This window comes from Filimonas zeae (genome assembly GCF_014641615.1).
Classification (GTDB): domain Bacteria; phylum Bacteroidota; class Bacteroidia; order Chitinophagales; family Chitinophagaceae; genus Filimonas; species Filimonas zeae.
The window spans coordinates 1,321,927-1,347,218 of sequence record NZ_BMIB01000001.1 but is presented as its reverse complement, the minus strand read 5'-3'; the positions used below and the strand labels follow the sequence as shown (position 1 = coordinate 1,347,218).

General features: G+C 44.7%; 22 protein-coding genes and 1 tRNA gene. 15 read left to right on the top strand and 8 right to left on the bottom strand.

Annotated elements, in window-relative coordinates; translation table 11 throughout:
* Positions 1-46: 46 nt before the first annotated feature.
* Both IEY13_RS05310 and IEY13_RS05305 read right to left on the bottom strand, forming a co-directional pair.
* Positions 47-3,043, bottom strand: coding sequence for an ATP-binding response regulator (locus IEY13_RS05310; protein WP_229687744.1), 2,997 nt, complete (start codon positions 3,041-3,043; stop codon positions 47-49).
* Between the two features lies 1 nt (position 3,044).
* On the bottom strand, positions 3,045-3,464 hold the full coding sequence (locus IEY13_RS05305; protein WP_229687743.1) for a response regulator: 420 nt from the start codon (positions 3,462-3,464) through the stop codon (positions 3,045-3,047).
* A 219-nt stretch (positions 3,465-3,683) separates the two neighbouring features.
* Here IEY13_RS05305 and IEY13_RS05300 point away from each other — a divergent pair, with 219 nt between their 5' ends.
* The 3 genes from IEY13_RS05300 (at position 3,684) to IEY13_RS05290 (ending at position 6,913) form a co-directional block, all read left to right on the top strand.
* On the top strand, positions 3,684-6,047 hold the full coding sequence (locus tag IEY13_RS05300) for a TonB-dependent receptor (protein ID WP_188950895.1): 2,364 nt from the start codon (positions 3,684-3,686) through the stop codon (positions 6,045-6,047).
* Between the two features lie 158 nt (positions 6,048-6,205).
* Positions 6,206-6,760: a hypothetical protein gene (locus IEY13_RS05295; RefSeq protein ID WP_188950894.1), complete on the top strand. Its 555-nt coding sequence runs from the start codon at positions 6,206-6,208 to the stop codon at positions 6,758-6,760.
* 80 nt (positions 6,761-6,840) lie between these two features.
* Positions 6,841-6,913 (top strand) — tRNA-Lys (locus IEY13_RS05290).
* A gap of 55 nt (positions 6,914-6,968) precedes the next feature.
* Here IEY13_RS05290 and IEY13_RS05285 read toward each other — a convergent pair.
* Positions 6,969-8,987, bottom strand: coding sequence for a sigma 54-interacting transcriptional regulator (locus tag IEY13_RS05285; RefSeq protein WP_229687741.1), 2,019 nt, complete (start codon positions 8,985-8,987; stop codon positions 6,969-6,971).
* Positions 8,971-10,773, bottom strand: coding sequence for a tetratricopeptide repeat-containing sensor histidine kinase (locus IEY13_RS05280; protein ID WP_188950893.1), 1,803 nt, complete (start codon positions 10,771-10,773; stop codon positions 8,971-8,973). The genes IEY13_RS05285 and IEY13_RS05280 overlap by 17 nt, the downstream gene beginning before the upstream one ends.
* A 459-nt stretch (positions 10,774-11,232) precedes the next feature.
* On the opposite strand from IEY13_RS05280, the gene IEY13_RS05275 reads away from it, so the two are divergent.
* The 8 genes from IEY13_RS05275 (at position 11,233) to IEY13_RS05240 (ending at position 17,749) form a co-directional block, all read left to right on the top strand.
* Complete coding sequence (locus IEY13_RS05275) at positions 11,233-12,174, top strand: alpha/beta fold hydrolase (protein ID WP_229687739.1); 942 nt, start codon at positions 11,233-11,235, stop codon at positions 12,172-12,174.
* Positions 12,175-12,284: 110 nt separating this feature from the next.
* Positions 12,285-12,794, top strand: coding sequence for a RidA family protein (locus IEY13_RS05270; protein ID WP_188950892.1), 510 nt, complete (start codon positions 12,285-12,287; stop codon positions 12,792-12,794).
* 70 nt (positions 12,795-12,864) lie between these two features.
* Positions 12,865-13,812, top strand: coding sequence for a heme-binding domain-containing protein (locus IEY13_RS05265; protein WP_188950891.1), 948 nt, complete (start codon positions 12,865-12,867; stop codon positions 13,810-13,812).
* Between the two features lie 11 nt (positions 13,813-13,823).
* A complete protein-coding gene (locus IEY13_RS05260) occupies positions 13,824-14,291 on the top strand; it encodes a hypothetical protein (protein ID WP_188950890.1) in 468 nt (155 codons plus the stop codon).
* A 78-nt stretch (positions 14,292-14,369) separates the two neighbouring features.
* On the top strand, positions 14,370-15,260 hold the full coding sequence (locus IEY13_RS05255; RefSeq protein ID WP_188950889.1) for a helix-turn-helix domain-containing protein: 891 nt from the start codon (positions 14,370-14,372) through the stop codon (positions 15,258-15,260).
* Positions 15,261-15,347: 87 nt separating this feature from the next.
* Positions 15,348-16,175: an SDR family oxidoreductase gene (locus tag IEY13_RS05250; RefSeq protein WP_188950888.1), complete on the top strand. Its 828-nt coding sequence runs from the start codon at positions 15,348-15,350 to the stop codon at positions 16,173-16,175.
* 61 nt (positions 16,176-16,236) lie between these two features.
* Positions 16,237-16,806 carry a Crp/Fnr family transcriptional regulator gene (locus IEY13_RS05245; RefSeq protein ID WP_188950887.1) on the top strand — a complete coding sequence of 190 codons (570 nt, stop codon included), beginning with the start codon at positions 16,237-16,239 and terminating at the stop codon, positions 16,804-16,806.
* Between the two features lie 79 nt (positions 16,807-16,885).
* Complete coding sequence (locus IEY13_RS05240) at positions 16,886-17,749, top strand: SDR family oxidoreductase (protein WP_188950886.1); 864 nt, start codon at positions 16,886-16,888, stop codon at positions 17,747-17,749.
* 92 nt (positions 17,750-17,841) lie between these two features.
* Here the strand turns inward: IEY13_RS05240 and IEY13_RS05235 are convergent, their stop codons facing one another.
* The 3 genes from IEY13_RS05235 to IEY13_RS05225 form a co-directional block, all read right to left on the bottom strand.
* Positions 17,842-18,981 (bottom strand): hypothetical protein, encoded by a 1,140-nt coding sequence (locus tag IEY13_RS05235; RefSeq protein ID WP_188950885.1) that lies wholly within the window; start codon positions 18,979-18,981, stop codon positions 17,842-17,844.
* A gap of 63 nt (positions 18,982-19,044) precedes the next feature.
* A complete protein-coding gene (locus IEY13_RS05230; RefSeq protein ID WP_188950884.1) occupies positions 19,045-20,247 on the bottom strand; it encodes a hypothetical protein in 1,203 nt (400 codons plus the stop codon).
* Positions 20,248-20,306: 59 nt separating this feature from the next.
* Positions 20,307-20,927 carry a hypothetical protein gene (locus IEY13_RS05225; protein ID WP_188950883.1) on the bottom strand — a complete coding sequence of 207 codons (621 nt, stop codon included), beginning with the start codon at positions 20,925-20,927 and terminating at the stop codon, positions 20,307-20,309.
* Positions 20,928-21,698: 771 nt separating this feature from the next.
* On the opposite strand from IEY13_RS05225, the gene IEY13_RS05220 reads away from it, so the two are divergent.
* Both IEY13_RS05220 and IEY13_RS05215 read left to right on the top strand, forming a co-directional pair.
* The gene (locus tag IEY13_RS05220) at positions 21,699-22,034 is read left to right on the top strand and encodes a hypothetical protein (protein WP_188950882.1); all 336 of its coding nucleotides are present in this window, start codon (positions 21,699-21,701) and stop codon (positions 22,032-22,034) included.
* Between the two features lie 3 nt (positions 22,035-22,037).
* The gene (locus IEY13_RS05215; protein ID WP_188950881.1) at positions 22,038-22,661 is read left to right on the top strand and encodes a hypothetical protein; all 624 of its coding nucleotides are present in this window, start codon (positions 22,038-22,040) and stop codon (positions 22,659-22,661) included.
* A gap of 59 nt (positions 22,662-22,720) precedes the next feature.
* On the opposite strand, the gene IEY13_RS05210 is transcribed toward IEY13_RS05215, so the two are convergent.
* A complete protein-coding gene (locus IEY13_RS05210) occupies positions 22,721-23,326 on the bottom strand; it encodes a hypothetical protein (RefSeq protein ID WP_229687737.1) in 606 nt (201 codons plus the stop codon).
* 146 nt (positions 23,327-23,472) lie between these two features.
* Here IEY13_RS05210 and IEY13_RS05205 point away from each other — a divergent pair, with 146 nt between their 5' ends.
* Both IEY13_RS05205 and IEY13_RS05200 read left to right on the top strand, forming a co-directional pair.
* Entirely contained in the window at positions 23,473-24,279 is an 807-nt protein-coding gene (locus tag IEY13_RS05205; protein ID WP_188950880.1) for an SDR family oxidoreductase, read from the top strand.
* A 52-nt stretch (positions 24,280-24,331) separates the two neighbouring features.
* Positions 24,332-25,243, top strand: coding sequence for a helix-turn-helix domain-containing protein (locus tag IEY13_RS05200; RefSeq protein ID WP_188950879.1), 912 nt, complete (start codon positions 24,332-24,334; stop codon positions 25,241-25,243).
* Positions 25,244-25,292: the final 49 nt, after the last annotated feature.

Sequence of the window (25,292 nt, the reverse complement as noted above, 5' to 3'; positions counted from 1 at the left end):
AAACCCTGTTCTCAAAAAGGGGACTGCCACAAATATATACAGTATTTTAACTGCATGGCAGGTATACTGTAAACGTGCTACCCTCACCGGGTTTAGAAGCAACGGTAATAAGCCCCTGATGGTTTTCGGCAATTTTGCGGCACATGGTAAGGCCTATGCCCGTGCCTTCATATTCATTCTGCCGCACCAGCCGCTGAAAAATGGTAAAGATTTGTGTGGCATACTTCTGCTCAAAACCTATTCCGTTATCCTGCACCTTTATTTCATAATAACGCATATGCGGCTGTAAACCTTCTACCAGTGCCTGCTGTTCGGCTGCCAGCAAGGCAGCAGTAATATGAATTACCGGTGGCTTATCTGCAAACTTAAGGGCATTGCCCAGCAGGTTATAAAACAGCTGGTTCATTTGTATAGGCACTGCTTTCAATGCAGGTAATCCGCTGGTATGCACTTCGGCACTTTTTCTGCGTATTACCAGTTCAAAATCGCCCGTTACCTGCCGTACAATGGCGTTCAGATCTACCATTTCCAGTGGCTCTGTGTTGCGGGTAAGTTTGGAATACTTCAACAGATCTTTGATAAGAACAGACATGCGGTTGGCAGAAGTAATGATCTTTTCCAGATAAGTCCGGGTCGATTTGTAATCTTCCGGCTCCTGGCTCAACAATATATCTGCAAAGGTTTGAATCTTCCGCAGCGGTTCCTGCAAATCGTGGCTGGCTATGTAGGCAAAATCGCGCAGTTCCACGTTGGTGCGCATCAGTTCATCATTGGCCGTTTTAAGGTCGCTGGTACGCTGCAAAAGGGTTTTAGATATGGCAATCTGCGCTTTTATTTTGGTAAGCAACTCTTTGGCTGAAAAGGGTTTTACCAGGTAGTCATCCGCGCCATCCTCCAGCCCGTCTACCCGAGCCTCATCACCCGCCCTGGCAGATAGAAAAATCAGCGGTATATAAGAAGTATCCCGGCTGGCTTTCAGCTGGTGCAGTAATCCCTTCCCATCCATTACCGGCATCATAATATCGCTCAGCACCAATGCAGGATGTTTATGTTGTATTTTATGCAGCGCATCCTGGCCATTCACAGCGGTATCTGTTTCATAATGCCCTTCCAGCAGCCTTACCAGGTACTGGCGCATATCGGCATTATCATCTACTATCAGTACGGTATCCTTTTCTCCGGCAGTTATGGGTATGCTTTCTACTGCTTCGTCTCCTGCAGTTACTGTAGTTACGGTATTATCCAGCAGGCCTTCCGCTTCCCGCAAAAACGCTCCTTTTAAAAAGCTGGTATCAATCTGTTTTTCTGTTTCAGATACCAACGCAGCAGGCAGGTGCGCCCTGCCAAACGGAATACGGATAGTAAAACAGGTGCCTTTACCCAGTTCACTTTCTACCGCAATATGCCCGTTGTGCAACTGTACCAGCTCGTGCACCAGCGACAAGCCAATGCCCGAACCTTCGTGCGTGCGGCCGGTAGCATGCTCTACCCGGTGAAAGCGCTCAAACATATGCGGCAGTTCTTTAGCAGGTATGCCGGTGCCGGTATCCTGTACCTGTAACACGGCATCGTTACCGGCTTCGGAAAGGCGCACGGTAATAGCCCCCTCCATGGTATATTTAAAGGCGTTAGATAGCAGGTTCAATACTATCTTCTCCCACATCTCCTTATCGGCATATACCTGCTGGTGCAATGGCTGGCAATCTACCACCAGCTGCATACCTGCCTTTTCAATAATAGCCCGGAAGCTGCTGGATAAATCGCAGGTAAGCTCTTCCAGGTTTACCGGCTGGTACAGGGCCTGTACACGGCCTGCCTCCACCCGGCTGTAATCGAGCAGATTGTTTACCAGTTTCAGCAAACGCTGTGCATTGCGGTGGGTAGAAGCAATGTTCTCCCGTATGGCAGGTTCTGCATTCAGCAGGGGTTGTTGCAATAGTTCTTCCAGCGGCCCCAGCATAAGGGTAAGCGGCGTTCTGAACTCGTGGCTTACATTGCTGAAAAAGGCCGTTTTAGAACGGTCAATCTCAGCAAGAGCCTCTGCCCGCTTCTGTTCCTGCTCATAAGCATATACATTGGAGAAAGCAGTATTAAAAGTATTATTCAGTAATTCGTAAAAGCTAAGATACTCCGGGTCCATAGCCCTGCAGGCACTTACCCCGGCTATAATAAAACCGTACGGCGCTTCCTGGCCCGATAACTGCACCGGCAACAGCATAGCCACATCCGGCGTTTGCGGGTACGGCTCGCAGGTAAACTGCCCAAAACGTTCCGCCAGCGCATTTACCTGTTGTATCTTCCCCTGCAGCACTTCGCCAACAGGCCAGCCATTGCGGTCATCACCGGCAGTTATCACCTCCGGTGCTAATGCCTGCGCCTGCTCAACCCCGGCAGCAGTAAGCAAATGCGCCTGTTGGGTTTCGGAATCAATTTTATACAGCAGCAGAAAAGGCAGATCAGTAATATACTCCTGATAGTTATGCAGGGCAAAGCGGCATATTTCCTCCACCGTTTGCGCTTTGGCCAGCTGGGCAGCCAGATCGCGCAATACCTGTGTACGGCGGGCGCTGAGCATTTTTTCAGTGGTTTCTGTAATGGGGTGAAAGATGCCCCCTACGTTGCCAGACTCATCACGGATGGGTGCAAAAGAAAAAGTCATAAAGGCTTCTTCCAGGTAACCATACCTATCCAGAAACATACGCTGGTCTTTAATGTACGTACCCTCTCCTTCCTGGCCACGGGTAAACTTATCGCCCACTACCGGCAGTGCAGTCTCCCAGCAGATACGGAAGTTCTGCCCCATGCTTTCGGGGTGTTTGGCGCCGCAGATAGGCCGGTAACTATCGTTATAAATCTGAATAGTTTCCGGCCCCCAGGCTATCAGAATGGGAAAAGTAGATGACAAACAAAGACTGACAGTGGTACGTAAACTCTGCGGCCAGGATTCCACAGGTCCCAACGCCGTTTTTGACCAGTCCATAGAACGAATCAGCTTTCCCATTTCGCCGCCGCCGGCCAGGAACTGTGGTGTATTATCAGTCATATTATTGATTTGCCCTTACAGGCCCATGTGTGGTAAAATATTCGTTCAGTCTGTTCACCAGTTCGCTAAACCGGGTGGGTTTGGCAATAAATGCGTTGGCACCCAGCTCAAACGCCTGCGTTTTACTGGAATCATCTGCCGAAGTGGTATATATGGCAACAGGCACCAGTTGCAGATGCGCCTGTTTTCTTATTTCACAAAGGCATTGTATGCCGTTAAGGCGCGGCATATTCAGATCAAGAAAAATAAAGTCGGGCTGGAAATCAGCACTCAGTTTTTCCATGGCTTCCGCACCATCTCCGGCAAAAATGCACCGGTAATGCCGGAAGCCGGTTTTATCCATGGCAGCAGCAAACACTTCCTGGTCATCTTCATCATCATCTACAATAAAACATGTAATCGGGGTTGGTTCTTCTGCCACAGAATCTTGTTATTTATTTAAAAGTAGGGAATTAAGGGGGAAAGTCAAAACGAACTGATTATCACCGCATAAGCACCACTTACAATTTTGAGAATACTGGCAGGCCCATTTACGAAAAGAGGAAATAAGCGTACCCCGGATATGTATTTTTCCTCTTTTCGACAGCATCACCACACTGCATTAACGCACTTTTGCGGGTATAGATCAAAACCTTCATTTATGAACAGACTTCTGAAAAGAATCATTTTCAGGATACCCCTACTGCTATGCATTTCCGTATTCTATCAACTGACAGTTTTTGCCCGCGAAGCCGACAAAGCCATCAGTATTACCGGCACCGTTACCACCAGCAATGGTGAAGTAGCACCCGGTGTTACCATTCGTATACAGGAGCTATCTAAAACCGCTATCACCAATACCAGCGGCGAATTTATTTTTCACAACATTCCTTCCGGCACCTATCACCTCCAGGCTTCACTGGTAGGTTTAGAGCCTATGTTGGTAACGGTAGCTGTTGCCGATGGTAAAAGCACACCGGTAAGCATTACACTGAACTACACCTTGCAACACCTGGAAGAAGTAGTGGTAAGCAGTGGCGGCAACCGCTTTGCCAGAAAGGAAAGTGGTGATGTATCTAAACTGCCGCTGAGCAATATGGAAAACCCGCAGGTGTATACAGTGGTAAGTAAAGAGCTGATGAAAGAGCAGATTGTTACCGATTATAACAGCGCTTTTAAAAACGTACCCGGTGCCGGTGTTGCTGAAATCAGAAACCAGGGCAGAACCACTTTTATTTCCCGCGGCTTTGCTACGCCGCAACTAGTACGCAACGGCGTAGGCAGCTTTACGTATACTACAGTAGACCCTGCCAACCTGGAACGTATTGAAGTAATTAAAGGCCCTTCCGCCACGCTGTTTGGCAGCACCTTATCCTCCTTTGGTGGCTTGTTCAACCGGGTTACCAAAAAGCCTTTTGATACATTTAAAGGGGAAGTATCTTATTCTGCCGGCAGCTGGGATCTGAACCGTTTAACGGCCGATATTAACTCGCCGCTGAATAAAGACAAAACTGCTTTGCTGCGTATCAATACTGCCCTGCATAGCGAGAAAAGCTTTCAGGATGCAGGTTTTACCAAAAACTTTCTGATAGCACCCAGCTTTTCTTATAAAGTGAATGACAAACTTACGTTGTTGCTGGATGTGGAGATGAGCTGGAATAAAGCCACTTCACCTACCCGGCTGGCACCTTATACCAAAGGCAAGGTGAGGAACATGAAGGATATGACCATTCCGTACAAATTATCTTTTGGTAACAACACCATTGCCTACAACAGCCAGCAATACAACATATTTGCCCAGGCTAAGTATACACTGAGCAGCAACTGGACCTCGCAAACCGTTGTATCGCGCACACGCTCCTCCTCGGATGGGTATGTAACCAGTTTTTCCGCTGTTACAGATACCAGTATGACGCGTTCTGTTACTTACCAGGAGTACCCCTACTATGGTACCGATATACAGCAAAACTTTATAGGCGACTTTTATGTGGGCAAGCTCCGTAACAGACTGGTAGTGGGCGTAGATTACTATGGCCTCAAGGTCAGCCGCAATGATGCTACTATTGTGGCAGATACAGTAAACTACCAGAAAACCGGCACTAAATACAACAACTTTACCGTTGCCAGAATAGCACCCCGCTTTGCCAATGCCAACTTTGTAAACTTTATATCTAACTGGGAAAACACCTATAGCGCCTATGCTTCAGATGTGCTGAACATTACCGGAAGATTACTGGTAATGGCCAGCCTGCGGGTAGACCGCTATGTAAACAAAGGCAGCTATTACCCCAACGTAGATACCTCTAAAGATGCTTATAAACAAACTGCCTTATCACCCAAATTTGGTGCGGTATATCAGGTAGTAAAAAATAAAGTATCGGTGTTTGGCAACTATATGAATGGCTTTAACAATGCCAACGGCGCTGATTTTAACGGCAACACCTTTAAGCCGCAATACGCCAACCAGTGGGAAGGTGGTGTAAAGCTGGACTTTTCTACAATAAGCGCCACCCTTAGTTATTACAATATTTCAGTAACCAACCAAACTATGGCCGATCCGGAGCATAATGGCTTTTCCCTGCAAACCGGCACCCAACTTAGTAAGGGTTTTGAAGCAGAGGTGATAGCCAACCCCATATCAGGTTTGAATATAGTAGCAGGTTATACGTATAACAACAGCAGGTATACAAAAGCAGATTCACTCACCGGCCTGCGCCCTACCACCGCCGGACCCGCCAAAGTAGCCAACCTGTGGGTAAGCTATCGTTTAACCCACGGTGCCATCAAAGGCCTTGGGTTTGGATTCGGCGGTATTTATGCCAGCGAATACAATCAAACCAATAACCCTACATTCAAATTTACCATCCCTTCTTATACCGTACTGGATGCCGCTGTGTTTTACGATCAGCCCAGCTTCCGCATTGGCATTAAGGCGGATAACCTGACTAACGAAAAATACTGGTCGTACCGCCTGGCTGCACAGAATCCGCTGCGCATTACCGGCAACCTGACCTTTAAGTTTTAAACTGAGCCCTTTTTACTTGTGCAACATAGCCCCTGGCATTTTTGCCGGGGCTTTTTTATGTACGTATGCGACACAATACAGGAAATTACCCCGGCCGGGTATAAAAATGAAGTAAATTAGGTAGTCACAAAACCTGACAGCCTTTTAAACAATCTGCTATGATCAGAACCATTGCTTTGCTTGCCTTTGTAAGCGTGTTAGCGGTAACACCCGCCTGCAAAACCGCACAAACCTCTACTATTAACAGTGTACACTACGATGAACAGAAGAACAACACTGTATTAATACTGCTGCCTTACGGCAATATTACCCTACCTGGAAAATGGAAAGACCAGGGCGAGAACTCCGTTAGCCGTCAGCATTATTTCAGCAACGAAGATTCTACCACCAACATTGCGGTAACCAAAAATCCCCGGCGCTTTTATCCCTTTAACCAGAAGCAGGATAGCGATCAGGAGTTTACCCACCACTTTGTGGCATGGGATACCGCATACTTTCATGAAACGGGCAGGCCTACGCAGATTATAACTGACAGCTCAGCAACGACAGGCTTTGTGTTATTTGATGTTTCGCATCCGCAAAGCCAATCGCCCAAAACCACCTTTTTATATGGCACTAAAAACGGAATTTGTTACAACCTCTCCGGCAACTCCCGGAAACTGACACAGGCAGAATTCCAGGCATTTCTAATCCGGCTTTTTTATGATAATTAGCAGGTTATAAACAACGTTTTTCAATTTTACTTGGTGTGAAAACATTTTCACGCTACATTTGCCGTCCTGTTTACAGGAACGATTTGGTAGCTCAGTTGGTAGAGCAATACACTTTTAATGTATGGGTCCTGGGTTCGAGTCCCAGCCGAATCACATCAAGCGCTACTGGTAGCGCTTTTTTTGTGCACATTGTCGTCCTATGTTTAATTCAAATATTCGACCGGCTAATCCCCAACTTTTCCATTCTGGACTCCAGCGTTGTCGGTTTTAAATTCAGCAGTTCCGCGGCACCGTTCTTACCCCGTATCCGGCCATTGGCTTTTTTGAGAACTGTTAAGATATGTTCCCTTTCTGTTTGCTGTTGCAACTGCTTTATTTCCAAAAGCGTTTTAGGTCCTCCACCTGAGGTGCTTCCTTGCGCCCCGCCTGGCTCAATAGCCTTATTAATCAACTGGCGGCCCAAAGTCAGCAAACCTTGTCCGTCACCTACAATTGCGGCCTGTTCAATCACATTTTCAAGTTCTCTTATATTGCCAGGCCATTGATACTGCAGCAGGTCTATCATTGCCCGCTCATCAATTCCCCGGAACGGCTTTCCTACTTTTCTGCACAGTTTCTTTCCAAAAAAATCGGCTAATAAAGGTATATCTTCCTTGCGGTCGCGTAACGCCGGTAACAGAATTGGAAATACGTTCAGGCGGTAATACAAATCTAACCTGAACCTACCTTCACCAACTTCCTTTTCAAGATCACGGTTGGTTGCGGCAATGATACGGACATCAACTTTAATGCAGTCTTTACCTCCCAGCCGCTCTATTTCTTTTTCCTGCAATACACGCAGCAACCTGGCCTGAAGTTCAAGGGGCATTTCGCCAATTTCATCCAGAAAGATAGTTCCTCCATTTGCTAACTCAAATTTGCCAATCCGTCTCTCAATCGCTCCTGTAAACGCACCTTTTTCATGCCCGAATAATTCTGACTCGATCAGGCTTGGCGGTAGTGCAGCGCAGTTGACTTTGACCAGGATTTTGTTTTTTCTGGGAGAACGGTTGTGAATGGATCTTGCAACGAGTTCCTTCCCTGTCCCGCTTTCTCCGAGTATAAGTACAGATGTATCTATCGCAGATACCTGTTCTATTTTTTTAAAAACTTCGCTCAAAGACTTACTGGCCCCTACAATTTCGCCATATTCGATGTTGGTCTTCACTTCCTCTTGCAGAAAGTGATTTTCCTCTTCAAGTCTTTTTCTTAGCTTATCTATTTCTTCAAATGCAATCCTCCTGTCGATTGTGAGCATCAAAGGCTCTTTCAATCGCTCAAGTAGCGCTAAATGCTCAGTATGGAACCCATCGCTTTGTCGCCTGAAAAATGAAATCAAAAAGACCAGCCCCTGGGATAATTGTAGCTGGTACACCAGGCTTGCCCCAAACCGAAGCGTCCCTGCAAGTAAATCCACAAACTTATTGCTGCTTTTCAATGAACCAAAATCACTACCCTGACAAATTCCGGAATTTACGAGAAAAAAATCTGGTAAAATAAGGCCCAGTTCCTGTACCGAAAAACCGCTTAACCCGGCAAGTTCTGTTACGCCAATATGCTGATATTCGTCGCGGCCAATTTGTGAAACACCCAGCATTGGAAAAACATCCTGATCATTTATCAATCCTGCAAACAAATAATCATGAGGAATGAAGGGATCAAACAGCTGGTTTAACTCTTGCATTTTTTGTTTCCATTCGCCTCTTTGAGAAAAAATATCATACAAAGCAATCTTCAATGACTGTTCCTTGCGAATACATGTTTCAAGACTATGGGCATGCCGATACAGCGCCATCTGTAAAGTTACCAGCACATCTTTCTCCCGGAATGGTTTAACTAAGAACCCATAGGGATGTGTTGCTTTGGCCTCTTCGAGGGTGCCTGGATTGGAGTTAGCGGATAGATAAACAAAAGGTATTACCATATTGGCTAACATCTTTGCAAGCTCAATGCCTGTTTGCTGCCCTTGTAACATGATATCCAATATTACGATATCGGGCTTTTGTTTATCGATGAAAACCAAAGCTTCCTGTACAGAGGATGCAATACCTACAATCCTGTATTTCGCCCTATCCAGCATCATTTCAAGGTCATTGGCTACGATAAATTCGTCTTCTACAATCAGTACATTCTGGCCTATCGATGTTGCCATAAGTGATAGTTCCGTATTATTACTTTTCGATGCCATAGGTGGGATTGATTAGAGAAGGTGTAAAAAGAACGTTAATGGTTAAGCCATTTGTATTATCAAGCGTTAAATCGCCACACAATTGTTTACTCAGGCCTTTCATAAGACTCATGCCCAAAGAGCGGCGTGATGAAAAATCTGAAGTATTTTTTATTCCTATACCAGTGTCGGCTATGGTGAGCAAATAACTGCATGGAAGCACTTCCCTGAGGGAAAGAGAAACTATGCCTGCCTTGCCGTCTGGAAAGGCATACTTAATACTGTTTGTAACAGCTTCATTAACCAATAAACCTAAGGGTACGGCCATGGCTACATTCATTTCCATTGGTAGGATCTCTAGTTGAAAACTGATGTTACCATCACTGTTATAGGAGTCGCTCAGGTGTTCAACCAGTTCTCTTAAGTAGTCATCAATCGCTATTGTCGCAATTCTGTCCGATTGATAGAGTTTCTGATGGATCAGGGACATTGCATGTACCCGGTGCCGGGTATCTTCTATTGCTGTCAGTGCTTTGATATCGTTTAAATATGCAGCTTGAGAATTAAGCAGGCTTGTTACGATCTGAAGATTATTTTTGACCCGGTGATGCACCTCTTTCAATAACCATCCTTTTTCTTCCAGCAGTTCATCCTTATTGCTCAACAGTATTTCCTTATCGGCAAGCAGCTGATTAAGTGATTCATTTTTCCTGTTAATCTCATCCTGTTTGCCCTCTAAAATTTTATTATGTTTTTTTTTGACCTTGAACCCTCTGTAAACTAATAGGAGTAATGCTGAAAGCAGGATCGAACCAACGATGAAAACAGTTTGCTGAAACTCGTTTTGGGCAAGTAATGCTTGTTGTATTTCATTTTTTTTGGTGAGCATTGCGATTCGTTGCACCTTAGCCTGCGTTTCATATTGAATCTGAAAGTTGGTAATCTGCCGGCTCCTGGCCTCATTGAAAATAGAATCCTTCAAAAAAGAATACCGTTGGTGGTGAACAAGGGCACCCTTGAAGTTTGCTTGTGCAGAATCGAGCTTAGATAGCAATTGCTCATGTAGCACTTCTTCGCTCAAATACTTTACTTTTTGGTTTACCTGAACCATTTTCTTAAAATAACTTCTGGCTTTCGGGTAGTCCTTTGTGGCCATATAAAGTTCACCCGCTACCTGGTAAACCCCCATCCGGTAGGAATCGTTATGAAATATGAGGTCTTTAGCCCCATCTATTTCCCGTAAATACGCTTCTGCAAGCAGAATATGCTTTTTTGCCAGGGGATATTGTTGCAGCGCCGCATAACACTGCGCTTTAAAAAGGGTAAGCATTGCGATACTCTTAAGCGAAGTTGGTGGAGTAGCCCTGACGAATTTACTGATGTATTGCAACGCTTCTTTTACCCTGTGTTGCGCTAACAGAACATTTACAGCAAGAGATAAAATATTAAAACTGTCATTGTCTTTATTCACTTCAACCACATGCCTGAGAGATTCGGCACAACTCTCAAGCGCTTTGTCTGGTTGCTTTAAGTCGTGGTAGAGATATCCGAGCTGGAGGAAATACCGGGAGAGTTTGGCTGTGTCACCAATCTCCTGTGCATTTTTAAGGGCAGCCAGGCCATAGTGCAAAGCCTCGGTATAATTTCCCTGGATCTGATGCATCTGAGCCAATGCTTCCAGTTTTTCTGCCTGCCCTTTTTTGCTGGCAGGCTCCTGGGGAACAGCCTGATACATCACTGAAGCAAAAGTTTCAAACAGCGGCACCGATTGACATGTAATGTTAAAGGCAAGAAGGATAACTGCCAAAAGCAAATGATATAAACGATGGAAACTCATTTTTGAATTACAGCGCTGTATTAACAAAATCAATACCCGAAAAATCACCAGCTAATAATTGGTTCCCAGGTAAGAAAAAAGCTATTAAACTCCGTCTTTTTCGTAATAAAATACGAATATATCGGAGTTTTTCGGATGTCCTGGTATTTCTAAATGCCATACCTACTCCGGTATTTTACGGGTATGCCGTAGAAAAATGGATTTATCTCCGGTTTAATCGGAGAACTGGTTACAAAAGACTGATAAAAGAATTTGTTCCCAAAAGCATCTGATTGTTGATAATCAATAACTAATACAGCCTGTTGAAAAGGTGTGTTTGCAACAAAGCGTTTGGCATTAAAATAGAAAAGTCCTGTCTCACCGTTTGCCAATTTTAAGATTAATCAATACAAACTGCCGGTCAAAGGCCGGAAAAATTTCAAAACAAAAATGAGAACAGAAAAATTAATGAAAAGTGTAAAACAAGGGTTACTGATCGCTGTTGCGTCAATTATTACGCTAAATCTTAACGCCCAGTCAGGAACATCTTCCGTGCGTGCTGAATACATTGAAGTCGAAAAAAATGTCAAGCTCCATGTTACCGACATGGGAGAAGGAAAACCTGTTGTCCTGATTCATGGCTGGCCATTGAGCGATGCCATGTACGAGTACCAATATGCTGAACTTATACAGAAAGGGTATCGTGTAATCGGTATAACCTTACGCGGGTTTGGGCAATCTGACAAACCATATGGAAAGTATAACTATGATGTGTTTGCAGATGACATCAAGGTTATTCTGGATAAACTGAACATTGAAAACGCTACAATTGGTGGCTTCTCAATGGGTGGTGCTACTGTAATACATTATGTTGCAAAGTATAATGGTGCACATGTGAATAGAATGGCATTGTTTGGCGCAGCAGCACCGATTTGGACAAAGAGGGACGACTTTAATTTCGGCCTATGGTCTAAAGAAGATGTAAACGGCCTGATTGCACTTAATAATACCAACCGGCCACAATTGTTTGAGAGTTTTGGCAAAATATTCCCTGCTGATGAGAATAGCGTATCAGCTGGCCATGGAGCATGGTTAGGTACCATACAAGCTCAAGCCTCACCTTATGCTATGGCTCAGTGCCTGGCTACCCTGAGGGATAGTGACCTGAGACCGGATCTTGCGAAGATTAAGCTTTCTACGCTGATCCTTCACGGCGTAAAAGACAAAATCTGTTCTTATGATCTTGCAGAACAGATGCAAAAACTTCTTACCCATTCTAAGCTGGTACCCCTGGAAAAAAGCGGTCATGCACTTTTTATCGAGGAGCGGGAGAAGTTTAATGCAGAGCTGATCAACTTCATGGAGTCACCGGCCGCACAACACAAGTACTAACAAAAACCGGCAGGTAAGCATGAGTTTACCTGCCGGTTTTTTCCGCTTTTAGTTGGTTAATCATCATCATCGGTTGATAACCTGACTCGCATAGCAAAAAAAAGTCTTTCATGAAAATACTCACAATACTATTGCTTTTAATCTCTTTGAAAGCTTTTTCGCAAACACCTGAACACAAACTCAAACAATTGAACATAAACCTTCCAGAGCCTGGCCAATCGCTCGGAAGTTACCTCGATGTAGTTCAAACCGGGAAATTATTGTATCTGTCAGGTAAAGGCCCACTGAAATCCGACGGGGAGTATGTAACCGGAAAGCTTGGAAAAGAGTTGACTGTTGAACAAGGTTATCAGGCGGCAAGAATCACTGCTATTAATCAGATAGCTGTTCTGAAAAAGTTCTTAGGTAAACTCAGTAAAATAAGGCGCATCGTTAAAGTTAATGGATATGTAAATTCTGAATCCACCTTTTATGATCAGCCTAAAGTAGTTAACGGGTATTCCGATTTAATGATAGCAGTTTTCGGTGAACCGGGAAAGCATTCCCGCACAGCAATTGGAACAAACACACTCCCATTCAACATGGCCTTAGAAGTAGAGATGATTGTTGAACTTCAATAGTTGATTCACTAAATGCCATCTCTTTGATCGAATTCAATATCATCTCTTGGAGAAAATAAAAAATTGAAATATGCGGAAGCTCCGATATAAACCCAACAAAAAATTCCTTTTCATTTCCGCCTCACTGATAATAATTTATGTGATCCTTCAGCTGACGGGTCCTGAAGTTATCAACAAACCCCACGAAGGTGAAATAAACGTTCCTTCAAATGTCAGCGCCATACTCAGGAAATCGTGCTATGATTGCCATTCCAATCAATCTGATCCTACCTGGTATGATAAGATGATGCCAGCCTCCTATCTTGTCTCCCATGATATTACAGAAGCACGTTCCAGATTTAATCTCTCTGAATGGAGCAAAATTCCTTCAGGACAACAACAAGTACTATTATGGGAAATGGTGAATGCTGTAGAGCAGAAAAAAATGCCATTATCCCGTTATCTCGCCGTGCACCCGAATGCAGCTATTTCCCCTTCAGAACTGGCTATACTCAAAGATTACGTAAATACCCTTCCTGGAAGAAGTAAGGTAGATACTGCCAAAATCACCAGGTCTCCTTATGTATCGGATGGTAAAACGCTCATTTCAACCGGCACACCAGTCTCTATCACAGGCATTGCCTATTCGGACAGTTACAAATCATGGACGGTGCTAAGCGTAACAGATAAATTCGATGGAGGAAGTATGCGGATCGTTTATGGCAACGAGATCATGATAAAGGCTATCAAAAATAACCAGATTCCCTTTCCGGATGGCGCGCAGATGGTAAAAGTGGTATGGGGCAAGCAAAGGGAGGATGCTGAAGGAAATGTACTGCCGGGGAATTTTCAGAATGTTCAATTTATGGTGAAGGACAGTAAAAAATATAAATCTACGGAAGGTTGGGGCTTTGCAAAGTTCGACGGGCCTGACTTGAAGCCTTTTGGAAAAACCGTTGCATTTGCCACTACCTGCATCAACTGTCACAAACTCCTTGTAGCGGAAAACGATTTTGTATTCAACATTCCAACAAAATAAGCCATATCCATATGAATATAACAATAATTAAAATTTGCCCAATGATAGCCCTATTTCCAGCTTTATTATCGTGCAGCAGTAAAAAAACACCTGAACTTGCTCCGGAGTATATTTTCAATGATCCAAACCTGAAAGTGATCAGTTCGGTAATCAATAGAAAAGAAGGCACGATCGCGGTTATCTACGGCAATACCCCCGCTGTTAATACTGCTAATGATGCAACGGGAGAACATGTGGATGGAGAAGAATTTAAAATGGTGACCTGGAAACTCAAACCCATGCCAAATTGGTATGGAACGGATATGAACGGGCGAATGTTATCAGTTGAAACAGTGGACATTTCAAAAAAAACGGGCGAAAATATAGTTTTCAAATATCACTATGAGCCAGCAGTTAAGCAGGAGAGCCACGTAAAAACAAGGGATAGCTCAAAGCGGGTTGCCTTTATCGTTGGTCTACCCGCGGCTGTGATGCCATAATCACCCTATCTTCACCGGATGGCAACAGCTCCATCGGAATGTATCAATGATCATTGAACAAACCTGTAGCTTTGTTCAATGATCCTTACGCAGCCTATTCAAGTTTTCGCCCCAAACCTGGATCGTTCTAAAGATCCGGCAGCAGGCTATTTTGCAGCTATCCGCCTGGAAGACTTTTCTGCAGAAAGCGCAGCAGCAACCGCACAATATGCCCGGAAAGATTTTTACAAAATATCTCTGGTTACGGGAAACACCTCTTATTTCTGCCAGGGAAAGGAATACCGCTTAAGCAACAACCAGTGGGCACTGGTATTTACCGGCCGCGAAGTGCCTTATAGCTGGGAAGTACACAGCGGGGTTTGCACGGGTTTTGCCTGCCTGTTTACGGAAGACTTTCTGCCGCTACACACACATTTACGCCCCGCCGACTGGGCCGTGTTCAGCAACAACATGCAACCTGTTATTACACTTACAGATAAGGACACACCATTTTTTACCAGCCTTTTTACAAAAATGCTTGCAGAGCAGGCTTCTGACTACAGCCATAAATACGACCTTCTGTTTCTGTATGTATTAGAGTGCATTCATGGAGCTATGAAACTGAATCCGGGTGAACAGCAGCCAAAAAATTCTGCTGCCTTACGCATTACAGAAGCCTTTAAAACCTTACTGGCAGGCCAGTTTCCACTAGCCTATCCACATCAAACAGTAACCTTGCGCAGCCCGCAGCAATTTGCTGACAAGCTGGCCGTACACACCAACTCACTCAATCGTGCCCTGAAAGAAATTACAGGCAAAACCACAACGCAGCTCATCAATGAAAGACTAATGCTGGAGGCCCGGGCTCTGCTGGTGCATTCTAACTGGGACATTTCTCAGATCAGCAATAGCCTGGGATTTCAGGAACCCACCCATTTTACCAGAGCATTCCGTAACATTACCGGACAAACCCCTTCATCGCTGCGCTGATTGTTTGATTGAGGTCATCATTGGTTTGAGCGGGGTTAACGGGCAGGCCTGGGGCCTGATAATTTTGTATCCTTAAAACGATACAGCATGAAAACATGGTTTATAACCGGAACATCAACCGGACTTGGCAAGGTACTCACCGAAAAACTGTTACAGAAAGGTGACCGCGTGGTAGCCACTACCCGTAAAGCGGAGGTACATGATACACTTAAAAAGCAATACCCCGGCCAGTTATCAGTAGTGGTGCTTGATGTAACCGATACCAGTGCCATCAGAGCAGTGGTTAATAAGGCCTTTGCAGATATGGGTGAGATAGATGTGGTAGTAAACAACGCTGGTTACGCTTTATTCTGCTCGGTAGAAGAAGCCAGTGATGAACAGATACAGCAGCAGATCAACACCAATATTACCGGCTCTATACAGGTCATCAGAGCCGCACTACCCCATCTCAGAAAACAGGGTCATGGCCGCATTATGCAGCTCTCCTCGGCTGGCGGGCAAACCACTTATCCCAACTTTGGCTATTACCACACCACCAAATGGGCCATTGAAGGCTTCTGCGACACCATTGCAAAAGAACTGGCGCCACTGAATATTGGTGTAACCATTGTAGAACCCGGAGCACATCACACCTCCTTCGGTTCAGCCATGGTTACTGCACCGGTTATGGCTGCATACGACCAAACCCCGGCAGGCGAGGTAAGGCGCGCCATAGCAGCCGGCACCTTTCCCATAAAAAATGATGTAGATACCACTGTTCAGGCTATCATTAACAGTGCTGAAGCCACCCCTGCACCATTAAGGCTGGCGCTTGGTGGTGATGCTTACCGCGATGTGAGGGCCGCACTGGTAGCACGCCTGGAAGCACTGGATGCACAAAAAGAACTGGCCCTGGCCAGCGAAAAAAACAACTGAACCAGCGACGTTTTTACCAAATGGTAAATAAACTGCACCCGATAAATAGGAAATTTACCTGATGGAAGAGTTAGTCAATTACATTTTACAGTTTGGCAATCTGAACAGGCAGCAGATTGACTTCATCACCGGAAAAGCAAAAACGCTGGAGCTACATAAGGATGAATATTTTTCCGAGGCCGGAAAGATTCCCAGAAGTGTTGGCTTTATACTGGAAGGCGTTGTTCGCTTTTGTTATTATAACAATAAAGGGGAAGAGATAACGCATTCATTTGTTGATGAGAACAATTTTGTTTCGGACCAGCAAAGGTTTGAAGCACAGGTGGTGGCTTCTGAATATATTCAGGCAGTTACCGACTGCAAACTGCTTGTTTTCTCAAAGAAAGATTGGGATGAGATAGGAAATACAATCGTTGGCTGGGACGCTATTACCGGTTTGATATTGAAGAACTGTTTATTAAAAACGATTGAAAGAAGAAGTCCGCTGGTTTCGGAAGATGCAACCACCCGTTATCTTTCGTTTATTGAGCAATTCCCTGGCCTTGTTAACCGCATCCCGCTTTCATATGTCGCTTCCTACCTGGGAATGACGCAGCAATCGTTAAGCAGAATAAGAAAAAATGTGCGTTAAAATTGCTTTTTACCAAATGGTAAAGGCTTTCATTTCTGATATGCCAAACTTTGCTTCATCATAATTAAAAAATAAAAAGATGAGCAAAAAAGTGGTATTGATAACAGGGGCTAACAGCGGTTTCGGATGGCTTACCGTACATTCAGTTGCATTACTGGGGCATAAAGTGTATGCCGCCATCAGAGACACCAAAGGCAAAAATGCTGATAAAGCACAAGCACTGGCGCAGGTAGAAAATGTTACGGTTGTGGAAATGTCGTTAACAGAGGAAGCCAGTGTGAAAAAAGCATTTGACTTCATCATTGCACAGGAAGGAACAATAGACGTGCTGGTAAATAACGCAGGCGTTGCCATGTTTGGCGTGATGGAAAGTGCTACTACAGACGATCTGCAGCGTTTGATAGAAATAAACGTTATAGCTCCGTGGCGGTTGACCAAACTGGCCCTACCCTACATGCGCAAACAGTCTGAAGGTTTAATCATCAATGTTTCCAGCGGATGGGGCAGATTTGCCGCTCCTTTTATGGTAGGCTACGCTACTTCGAAGTTTGCTTTGGAAGGATTAAGCGAGGGGCTGCATTACGAGGTAAGGCCGCTGGGGGTGGATGTAGCTATTATTCAGCCAGGCGCTTTCCCCACAGAAATGTCACAAAAGGTGCAGACAGGTGCTGACGCAGCAGTTGCCGGCGAATATCAGGCAATTGCTGATGTACCTGATAAAATTTTCGCAGCCATGGGTCAAATGTTTGCCACTACCAACCCCAACCCGCAGGATGTTGCCGACGCGGTTGTGCACCTTATCAACCTGCCCAAAGGCCAAAGGCCTCTGCGAACAGTTGTTGACCCTTCCACAGGCGACGTTACAAGAAGAGCCAACGATGCTGTTAAAGTTGAATTTGAAAAAGCGTTGATTGCGTTTGGTATGGAAGACCTTTTGAAGTAATCGGGGCAGCTTTTTATCCGGGATAGCCATGCGCAGAGATTTGCGCTGGCTTCCCCCTACCGTTGCAACCGCTTACTCCGGCAAAACTATCTTTATGATCTATGCACGCTGAAGGCTTCTTCCGAACCGGTCCACAGGTAGTAGTCATTGAACAGGTTAAACTGCTGTTGTATAAGTTTTTCCCATCTCACTTTTAACTTATAGACTGGTTTATTATGGTTTGGAGTAGCAGATTCAAGCGACTCTATTTTTTCTATAAGGCTTGCTCCGGGAATGAGCGCCAGGGTAGCAGTTAACTGGCTTTCAATTCCCCTGGAAACGCTTTTAAAGTGTGTCATTAAGGTCTTGATATATCCACGGGCGGCTCCTTCACTTATATTTTTGCCGTTACGAATATTGTTGAGCGTAGTAATACCCGGATTAACATAATCAAGCCCCAGTCTGCCAGCTAAAACCCCCGCACCGGCAGGCATTAATGTTTCCCATCTTGCCGCCATAGCATCAATATCATCCGCTTTATAAAAAGCTATATTATCACTTGACAATACGTTACTACGGCCTGTTTCGGCTAAATTAGGCGTACCAAAGGAAAAGCCATTTGCACCCTCTACCGTTTTTCCTCCTGTAGTTAATCCCGCCGCAAGCTTTTGGGCTAAACTTTGATCCTGACCTTCGCGCACCTCACCTCCATAACACGACAGCAAAACTATACCGCTTATATGTGCCGGCGCTTTTCTGGCTCCTACAGTTAACTTGTTAATTAATACATCGTGATTTAAAGAGGCTAACTGCCCGGTATCAGACACGCCATGACTGGCAATATACAATGTCTCCCCCTGCGCCATTGTTGAAAAATCGGCTGCGCCATCTAACATAATAATTTTATCCTTTTTAAACTTGCGTAGTTGTTGTACCACTTTCATAATGGCATAATCTTCATGAGGCTCTCCATGACTGGAATGAGGATTAACAGCTATAAGACGTTGAATAGTTTTGGCCTGTACAGGTAAATCTTTTTTCGCAGCATTGTCCCCTTGCCTTTGAAGCCCTGTTTTGCCGGCAATCACTTGCATGGGATTACCCTTTGGCTGAAGGCCTGTATCCGTTTTTAAAAGCTGAAATGGATTTTCAACTGCACTTTTATGTTGAAGCAGTTGAAACGGGTTTGCAGAATACCGCCGCTGAACAGAGACTGCCTTATGTTGAGCTGCACGTCGTTGGGCTTGTTTCATTATGGCTGTAGTTTAACACACTAATATACATTATATATTTAATAACTACAATAGCGCCTCCCTCTACTCCCCCTCATCCGGAAACTTCCCACCATTTCTTCTTATTTTCCTCACCAGCAGCAAACACCTTTCAAAAAAAGCTTCCAGTTTATCCAGCAAGGCACCGTCTACCCGTCTGCTGGCAGCCCTTATTAAATTTCCTTCGCTGGGCACAGCAGATTTTGCAAAAGAAATCACAGTACTGAATACGCGAAATATGGGAGCAACCTTTTTCAGCTTTGTTAACCCCTCTAAAATCATAACCTTTAAAAGAATGCTAAAAAACTCAACCTCTTCCTGCATCTCTACACGATTGGTTCCTGACGTTTCAGCAGGTGCGGCAGCTTCCAGCTTTACCAGGTCTGCCTGCTGGCTTAGCCATTTCTGCACCTCAGTTGAAACAGAATTTACATCGGGCAGGTAAGCACCATAAACAGATGCTTTCCATTTTGTACTGGTAGAAGCCTGTAAAAATAATTTTTGTAACCGCTCAATACAGGCTCCTTTATCAGCACGCTTTTCAAACGATTGCAACTCCAATCCGGCCTCGCTTGCCATATAATGCATAAAACGGGGGCAGTTCAAATTCATGGTAAGCGCAATTTCATATAATTCATCCTGCGTACCCTTTCTACGTTGCCATAGTTTAATATTACTCAGCAGCACGTTATTATAATCAATGCTTTTTTTTGTATTGTTAGCAGAGGTGTTATGTATAAATTTTTCTATCGGCCGCAACATGGCTTTCAACAGCTTGTTATTGGGATATTGCGACAGCAAACGCTGGTACTGCATGCCGGCATTGGTCACTTCCATTTTAAGATAGCTGTGCGGTAGTTGATAGTCAGCTGAAAATACCCGGTAAAGTTGCCGGTGAAATATCAGACATAAATACTCCAGCCCACCTATAATGTTTTTGCCCACCGTTTCAGGATAGCGTTGTAACTGTGGCGACTGTTTTACCAGTGGAACCAGGCTGGCTACTACCTGGCAACGATTGGTGAGCGTCTCATGCATATCCGGCGTTAATTCCCGGGATAAAGCATGTATATTATCAATAGACTCTGTTACAAGCGCTTCTATATGGCTCACCAATACATCGGCATTATACAGTAATCGGTGGCGGGAAGAACCGGCCAGCTCATATACAATTTGTGTAAGCTCAGTAAGCGCAAGTGATTGTGGCTGTTGTGGTATGGCAGTTGGCTGCCCTGGCAGTAAATTCATAGTGGTAAATGCAGGCGATAAAAAGGAACAGTGGAAGATATGATTAGCAGCAGGCTGGTTTAAATAACCATATAAGCACCTAAGTGAATGGTATGGCCCAGCAAAATTTCACACAGGCTTTCGTCATACAACTTCATACGCTCAGCCAGCTTGACTGTAAAAGCTTCCGCCCACATTTTTGTAATAGGATGCGGCACAGTGTAAAGAGGCGAGGTAATCATATGCGCACCATCTGCATGACTTACCTCATGCATAGTATCAAAACTAATACGTTTACTTTCCGCCAGAGCAAGGTATTCTTCATTAAATATTGTATCGGAAGGAATGGCGGTTTGCCTTAGCTGTTGAAAATTCTGATAACTGCCATAATCTACACTGATCCACTCATCAAATACAGCAGCAACCGTATCAACATCCGGTGCCACCATGCCCGCTGCTATTTCCTTATCGGTAAGTGGCTCCACCTCGCCATTCATAATGGCTTTGTAGGTTAGCAGAACAAGGGCCAGAAAATCTTCCGGGTCTTTTTCCCAGGAAAACCTCAGGTTCAGTACCGATTGCAACAAGTTTTTGTAGGCCTTCGCATATTCTTTGTATTCCTGCGTACCCAGTTGCTCATATTCATTTTGGCCATCGTACGCATCGTATTCCTCAAGTTCACCAATGTTGTCATTATACATAATAAATAAATTTAAAAGTATGGAAACAGTGGTTTATCAGGAAGGATAATGGAGGAAACCAAATATAAGAGAAAAACATTTGAATATATATAGCCGAAATAGCAAACCGGATATTTTAACAATATTCTTTAGAAAAGAGAGCTACAGCTGGCGCAACACTCCGGTGGGTTAACCAACTACACCGGTCAACTCAGCAATATAAAGCCCGATCACTAAAAGCGTTCCGGGAAACCCTTAGTTACTTCGCGTGAGCAAGGGCACCTTTCGCACCATCTCCTCAATGGTTCTGGCAAACTTGTTTACCAAACACACGCCCCCGGCAATTTACCGGGCAAGTTCACCAGGTATTTCGCCCACCCCTCCTGGCGTTCCGGCGAGCCCGCCGGAATGATCCGCCAGCCCTGCGAACAAACCGGACAGCTGGCGGATCAAATGGCAGAGCTGGCGGAACAATCGGCAGAGCCCGCCGGAATGCCCGGCCAGCCCTGCCAACAACCGGGAGGGCTGGCCGGGCAAATGGCAGAGCTGGCGCATCAATCGGCAGGGCCCGCCGGAATGATCAGACAGCTCTGCGAACAACCGGGAGGGCTGGCGGAACCAATGGCAGAGCTGGCGGATTAACCAGGAGGGCTCGCCGGAGAAAAAGCAGGGAGCCATTTTTGGCGTTTTGTAGCCTTACAAACGCTCCTGAAGCATATAGAAAATTACAATACAAGCACCAAAACCCTTACCCAGTCTACACCTCACAAAAAAACTTGCGTCAGACTTGCGTTGGAAAGCAAGTTCAAAAAAGCACATCTAACTGATTATCAAACAATAACAAAACAACCATCACTTTCTTGCCTTCTGAAAAAAACTTTTTTAAAACTATTTTTCCGCGTCCACACTGCGTTTGAGGCCAACACACTTGCGACGCAAGTTTTGCAAAATGTGCCGCTCAAGGCAATTTTACATCGCAATCGGGCAGCAACAGAATGGCCATTCATCCGGCACTTTTCCCGCTTCTTTCCCGGCTTATTGTACAAAGGGAAGCAGAAAGGTACGGCAACTGTTCCGGCGCTAAAACTATCAGAGGTTTTGGCATTTATTCATCTATTTAAATTGTAAAAAATGAAAAAGACATATGGTTATTTTATTCCGAAAGCAGATGCAGAATTACTTCGCTGGTTAAACAACTTTAAAGAGCAGATAGCTATTGCAGGCCCGTCACTAGGCCTTACACCTGCCCAGATTACAGATTTGCAAGACAAGGCACAGAAAGGTATTGACTCCTTATTAGCCGTTACTGTTAAAAAACAGGTATACGCAGATGCCGTTTTGTTTAAAAACATGGTACGTGAGGAAGAGGTAAGCTTCATCGCCAATACAGCAGCAATTTTAAAAAGACATCCATCGTTTACAGAAAACATAGGCGGGGTATTAGGTATTATAAGCCCCACCACCGCACAAAGCAGAATTACACTTCAGCCGAAGCTTAAAATAAATGTTTTCCCCGAATATGTAGAAATTGGCTTTACCAAGCATAACCAAACGGGCGTAGCCATTTTCTCACGCATCCGTGGTACAGAAGAGTGGACAGAAGTTACCAAATCGGAACGCTCGCCTTACAAAGATACCCGACCGCTGCAGGTGGCAGGCAAAGCTGAGATACGCGAGTATACAGCACGCTGCTACAGCAACGATGAATCTGTAGGGCAAAACAGCGAAGTAAGCGTTGTGGTGTTTGGAGGATAGTTAAAATAAAAAGGGAGACCGCAACAATGTGGTCTCTCTTTATTCTACCCTTACGCCGCTCAGGGCTGGCCTGATAAAGCAATAGACATTACTCTTTTATAAAATTCCGAAAACTCCGCTTTGTTATACTTTGTACGCATGGCTCTTAATACATCTGATGCCCCCAGCACACACCACTCCCAAAGCATAGTATCAAAGTTATATTTGAGCATCTGAGTTTCCACTTCCGCTCTCAAAGCGCTTACCAGCTCAGGTGTGAAACCATACCTGCTTAACACCTCCATCGACCTCCTGTCTGTTTCTTCCGTATATTCTGTGTCTAAAAAAGGTTCAAGTATCCACTCCCAAATCATTTCCCTCTTAACAACGCTTATGTTATTCTTACGCGCAAAATCTTCCAATTCAGCTTTCTTATCGGTTCGCAGGAAAATCAGTTCATCATTTACCCTGATAGTTACCGGGTAACTACTACAGTCGATATCATCAATCTGGCTTGACGTAAACAGGGGCTGCCTGAATGCAAGGGATGGTTCGAAAGGATAATTTTCAATTTTTAGAAAATCATTGCCAATAGTGAGCGTACCCATAGAAACAAGTAACTCATGCAGTTCCGCATTTGAAGTGCTGAACATAATCCAACCGCCTTTCGGATTCGGGTTTTCCATTACAAGACACTTTACTAATACCCAAATTAACCAAAAATACTGGCTTGCATCCTATGCCTAACGTCATTCCGGCTACTAACTATACCATTACGGTTAGGTGCCGCGGCAAGCGGCTACTGATCTTTGCATTAACAAATAAAACAAATATGCAAAAGACCATTTTTATTACAGGCACTTCCTCCGGTTTAGGCAAAGCTGCTGCCCGTTTATTTCAAAGCAAGGGCTGGAAAGTAATTGCCACCATGCGCAACCCCGAAAAAGAAACCGAACTGAACCAACTGGAAAATGTTACCCTGCTCGCCTTAGATGTAACCAACAACCAACAGGTGGAGCAAACAGTTGCTGACACACTACGCCTGCATGCTGTAGATGTGGTGTTAAACAACGCCGGATATGGCCTGATAGGCCCGCTGGAGGCTTTAACCGGCGAGCAGATTGCCACACAGATACAAACCAATTTATCAGGCGTTATTCAGTTATCAAAAGCCTTTATCCCCTATTTCAGAGAAAAAAGAAGCGGGGTATTTATTAACGTTACCTCTACTTTTGGCCTGCTGAGTTTTCCTACCTGCTCTATCTACAGCGCTACCAAGTTTGGGGTGGATGGCTTTTCAGAAGGTTTGTTTTACGAGCTGGCGCAGTTTGGTGTACAGGTAAAAGTAGTAGCTCCCGGTGGCATGCAAACCGATTTTACAGGGCGCTCGCTGCAGGGCGGTATACACCCCGCCTACCAGCAGCTGATAGACAAAGTAAGTGAAGGGTACAGCCCCGAACAGGTAGCCAATTATACCAAACCTGAAGAAGTAGCACAGATTATTTTTGAAGCAGCCACTGATGGTAAAGGCCAGCTACGGTATGTAGCAGGCAAAGATGCCACTGCTTTATACAACGAGCGCCTGGAAGCAGGGCCGGAAGCACAGGCGCAGAAAATAAAAGCGCAGTTTATGCTGTAAACCCGCGATAACCATCTCATTTGTAATTTAGCGTAACAATAGCAGTACTCACATGAAAAAGCAGCCTGTTGTATTTCAGTCGTTGTCCCAATTGCACAAAGCAATGGGACAACCTGCGCCCAGCCATCCGTTAATCAGCATCATCAACTACGGGGAAGCGATATTTGACCCAAAGGACTACGAGCAGGGTATTATAGTAAACTTTTACAAAATCTCGTTCAAAACCAGCTTTACCGGAAAACTGAAATACGGCCAGGGTTTTTACGATTTTGAAGAGGGTGGAATGTCATTTATTGCACCAGGGCAGTTGCTGAAAATGCAGGAGGAAGAAGCCAGCTACGAAGGTATGTCGCTACATATCCATCCTGACTTTCTACGTCCTTTCCCCCTGGGCACACACATAAAACAATATGGCTTCTTTAGCTACTCCGCCGCAGAAGCCCTTTACCTCTCTGAAAAAGAGAAAATAAAAATACTGAGTGTCTATCAGTTTATACAGGACGAGTTGAATGAACGGATTGACAAATTCAGCCAGGACGTAATCATATCTCAGATAGAACTGTTACTCAATTACAGTAACCGCTTTTACGACCGGCAGTTTATTACCCGTAAAGCCGTAAACAACGATACCCTTAACAGACTGGAGCAGCTACTGGAAAACTATCTGAATGATGAAAAAGCGCTGATGAAGGGGTTACCCTCTGTTCAGTCCGTTGCGGAACAGCTACAGCTTACACCCCGTTATTTAAGTGATCTGCTACGCAACCTAACCGGACAAAACACCCAGCAATACATACATGAAAAGGTGATTGAAAAGGCAAAGGAGTACCTGGCCAAAGACCATTTAACCGTTGCCGAAATTGCTTACCTGCTGGGGTTTGAGCATCCGCAATCTTTTCACAAACTGTTTAAAGGCAAAACAACTGTATCTCCTTCTGAATACAGGAAAAGCCTGCTCAATTAGCAGGCAGCCTTCTTCCGTTATGCTCCCTCCTTAACAACTACAAATAAAC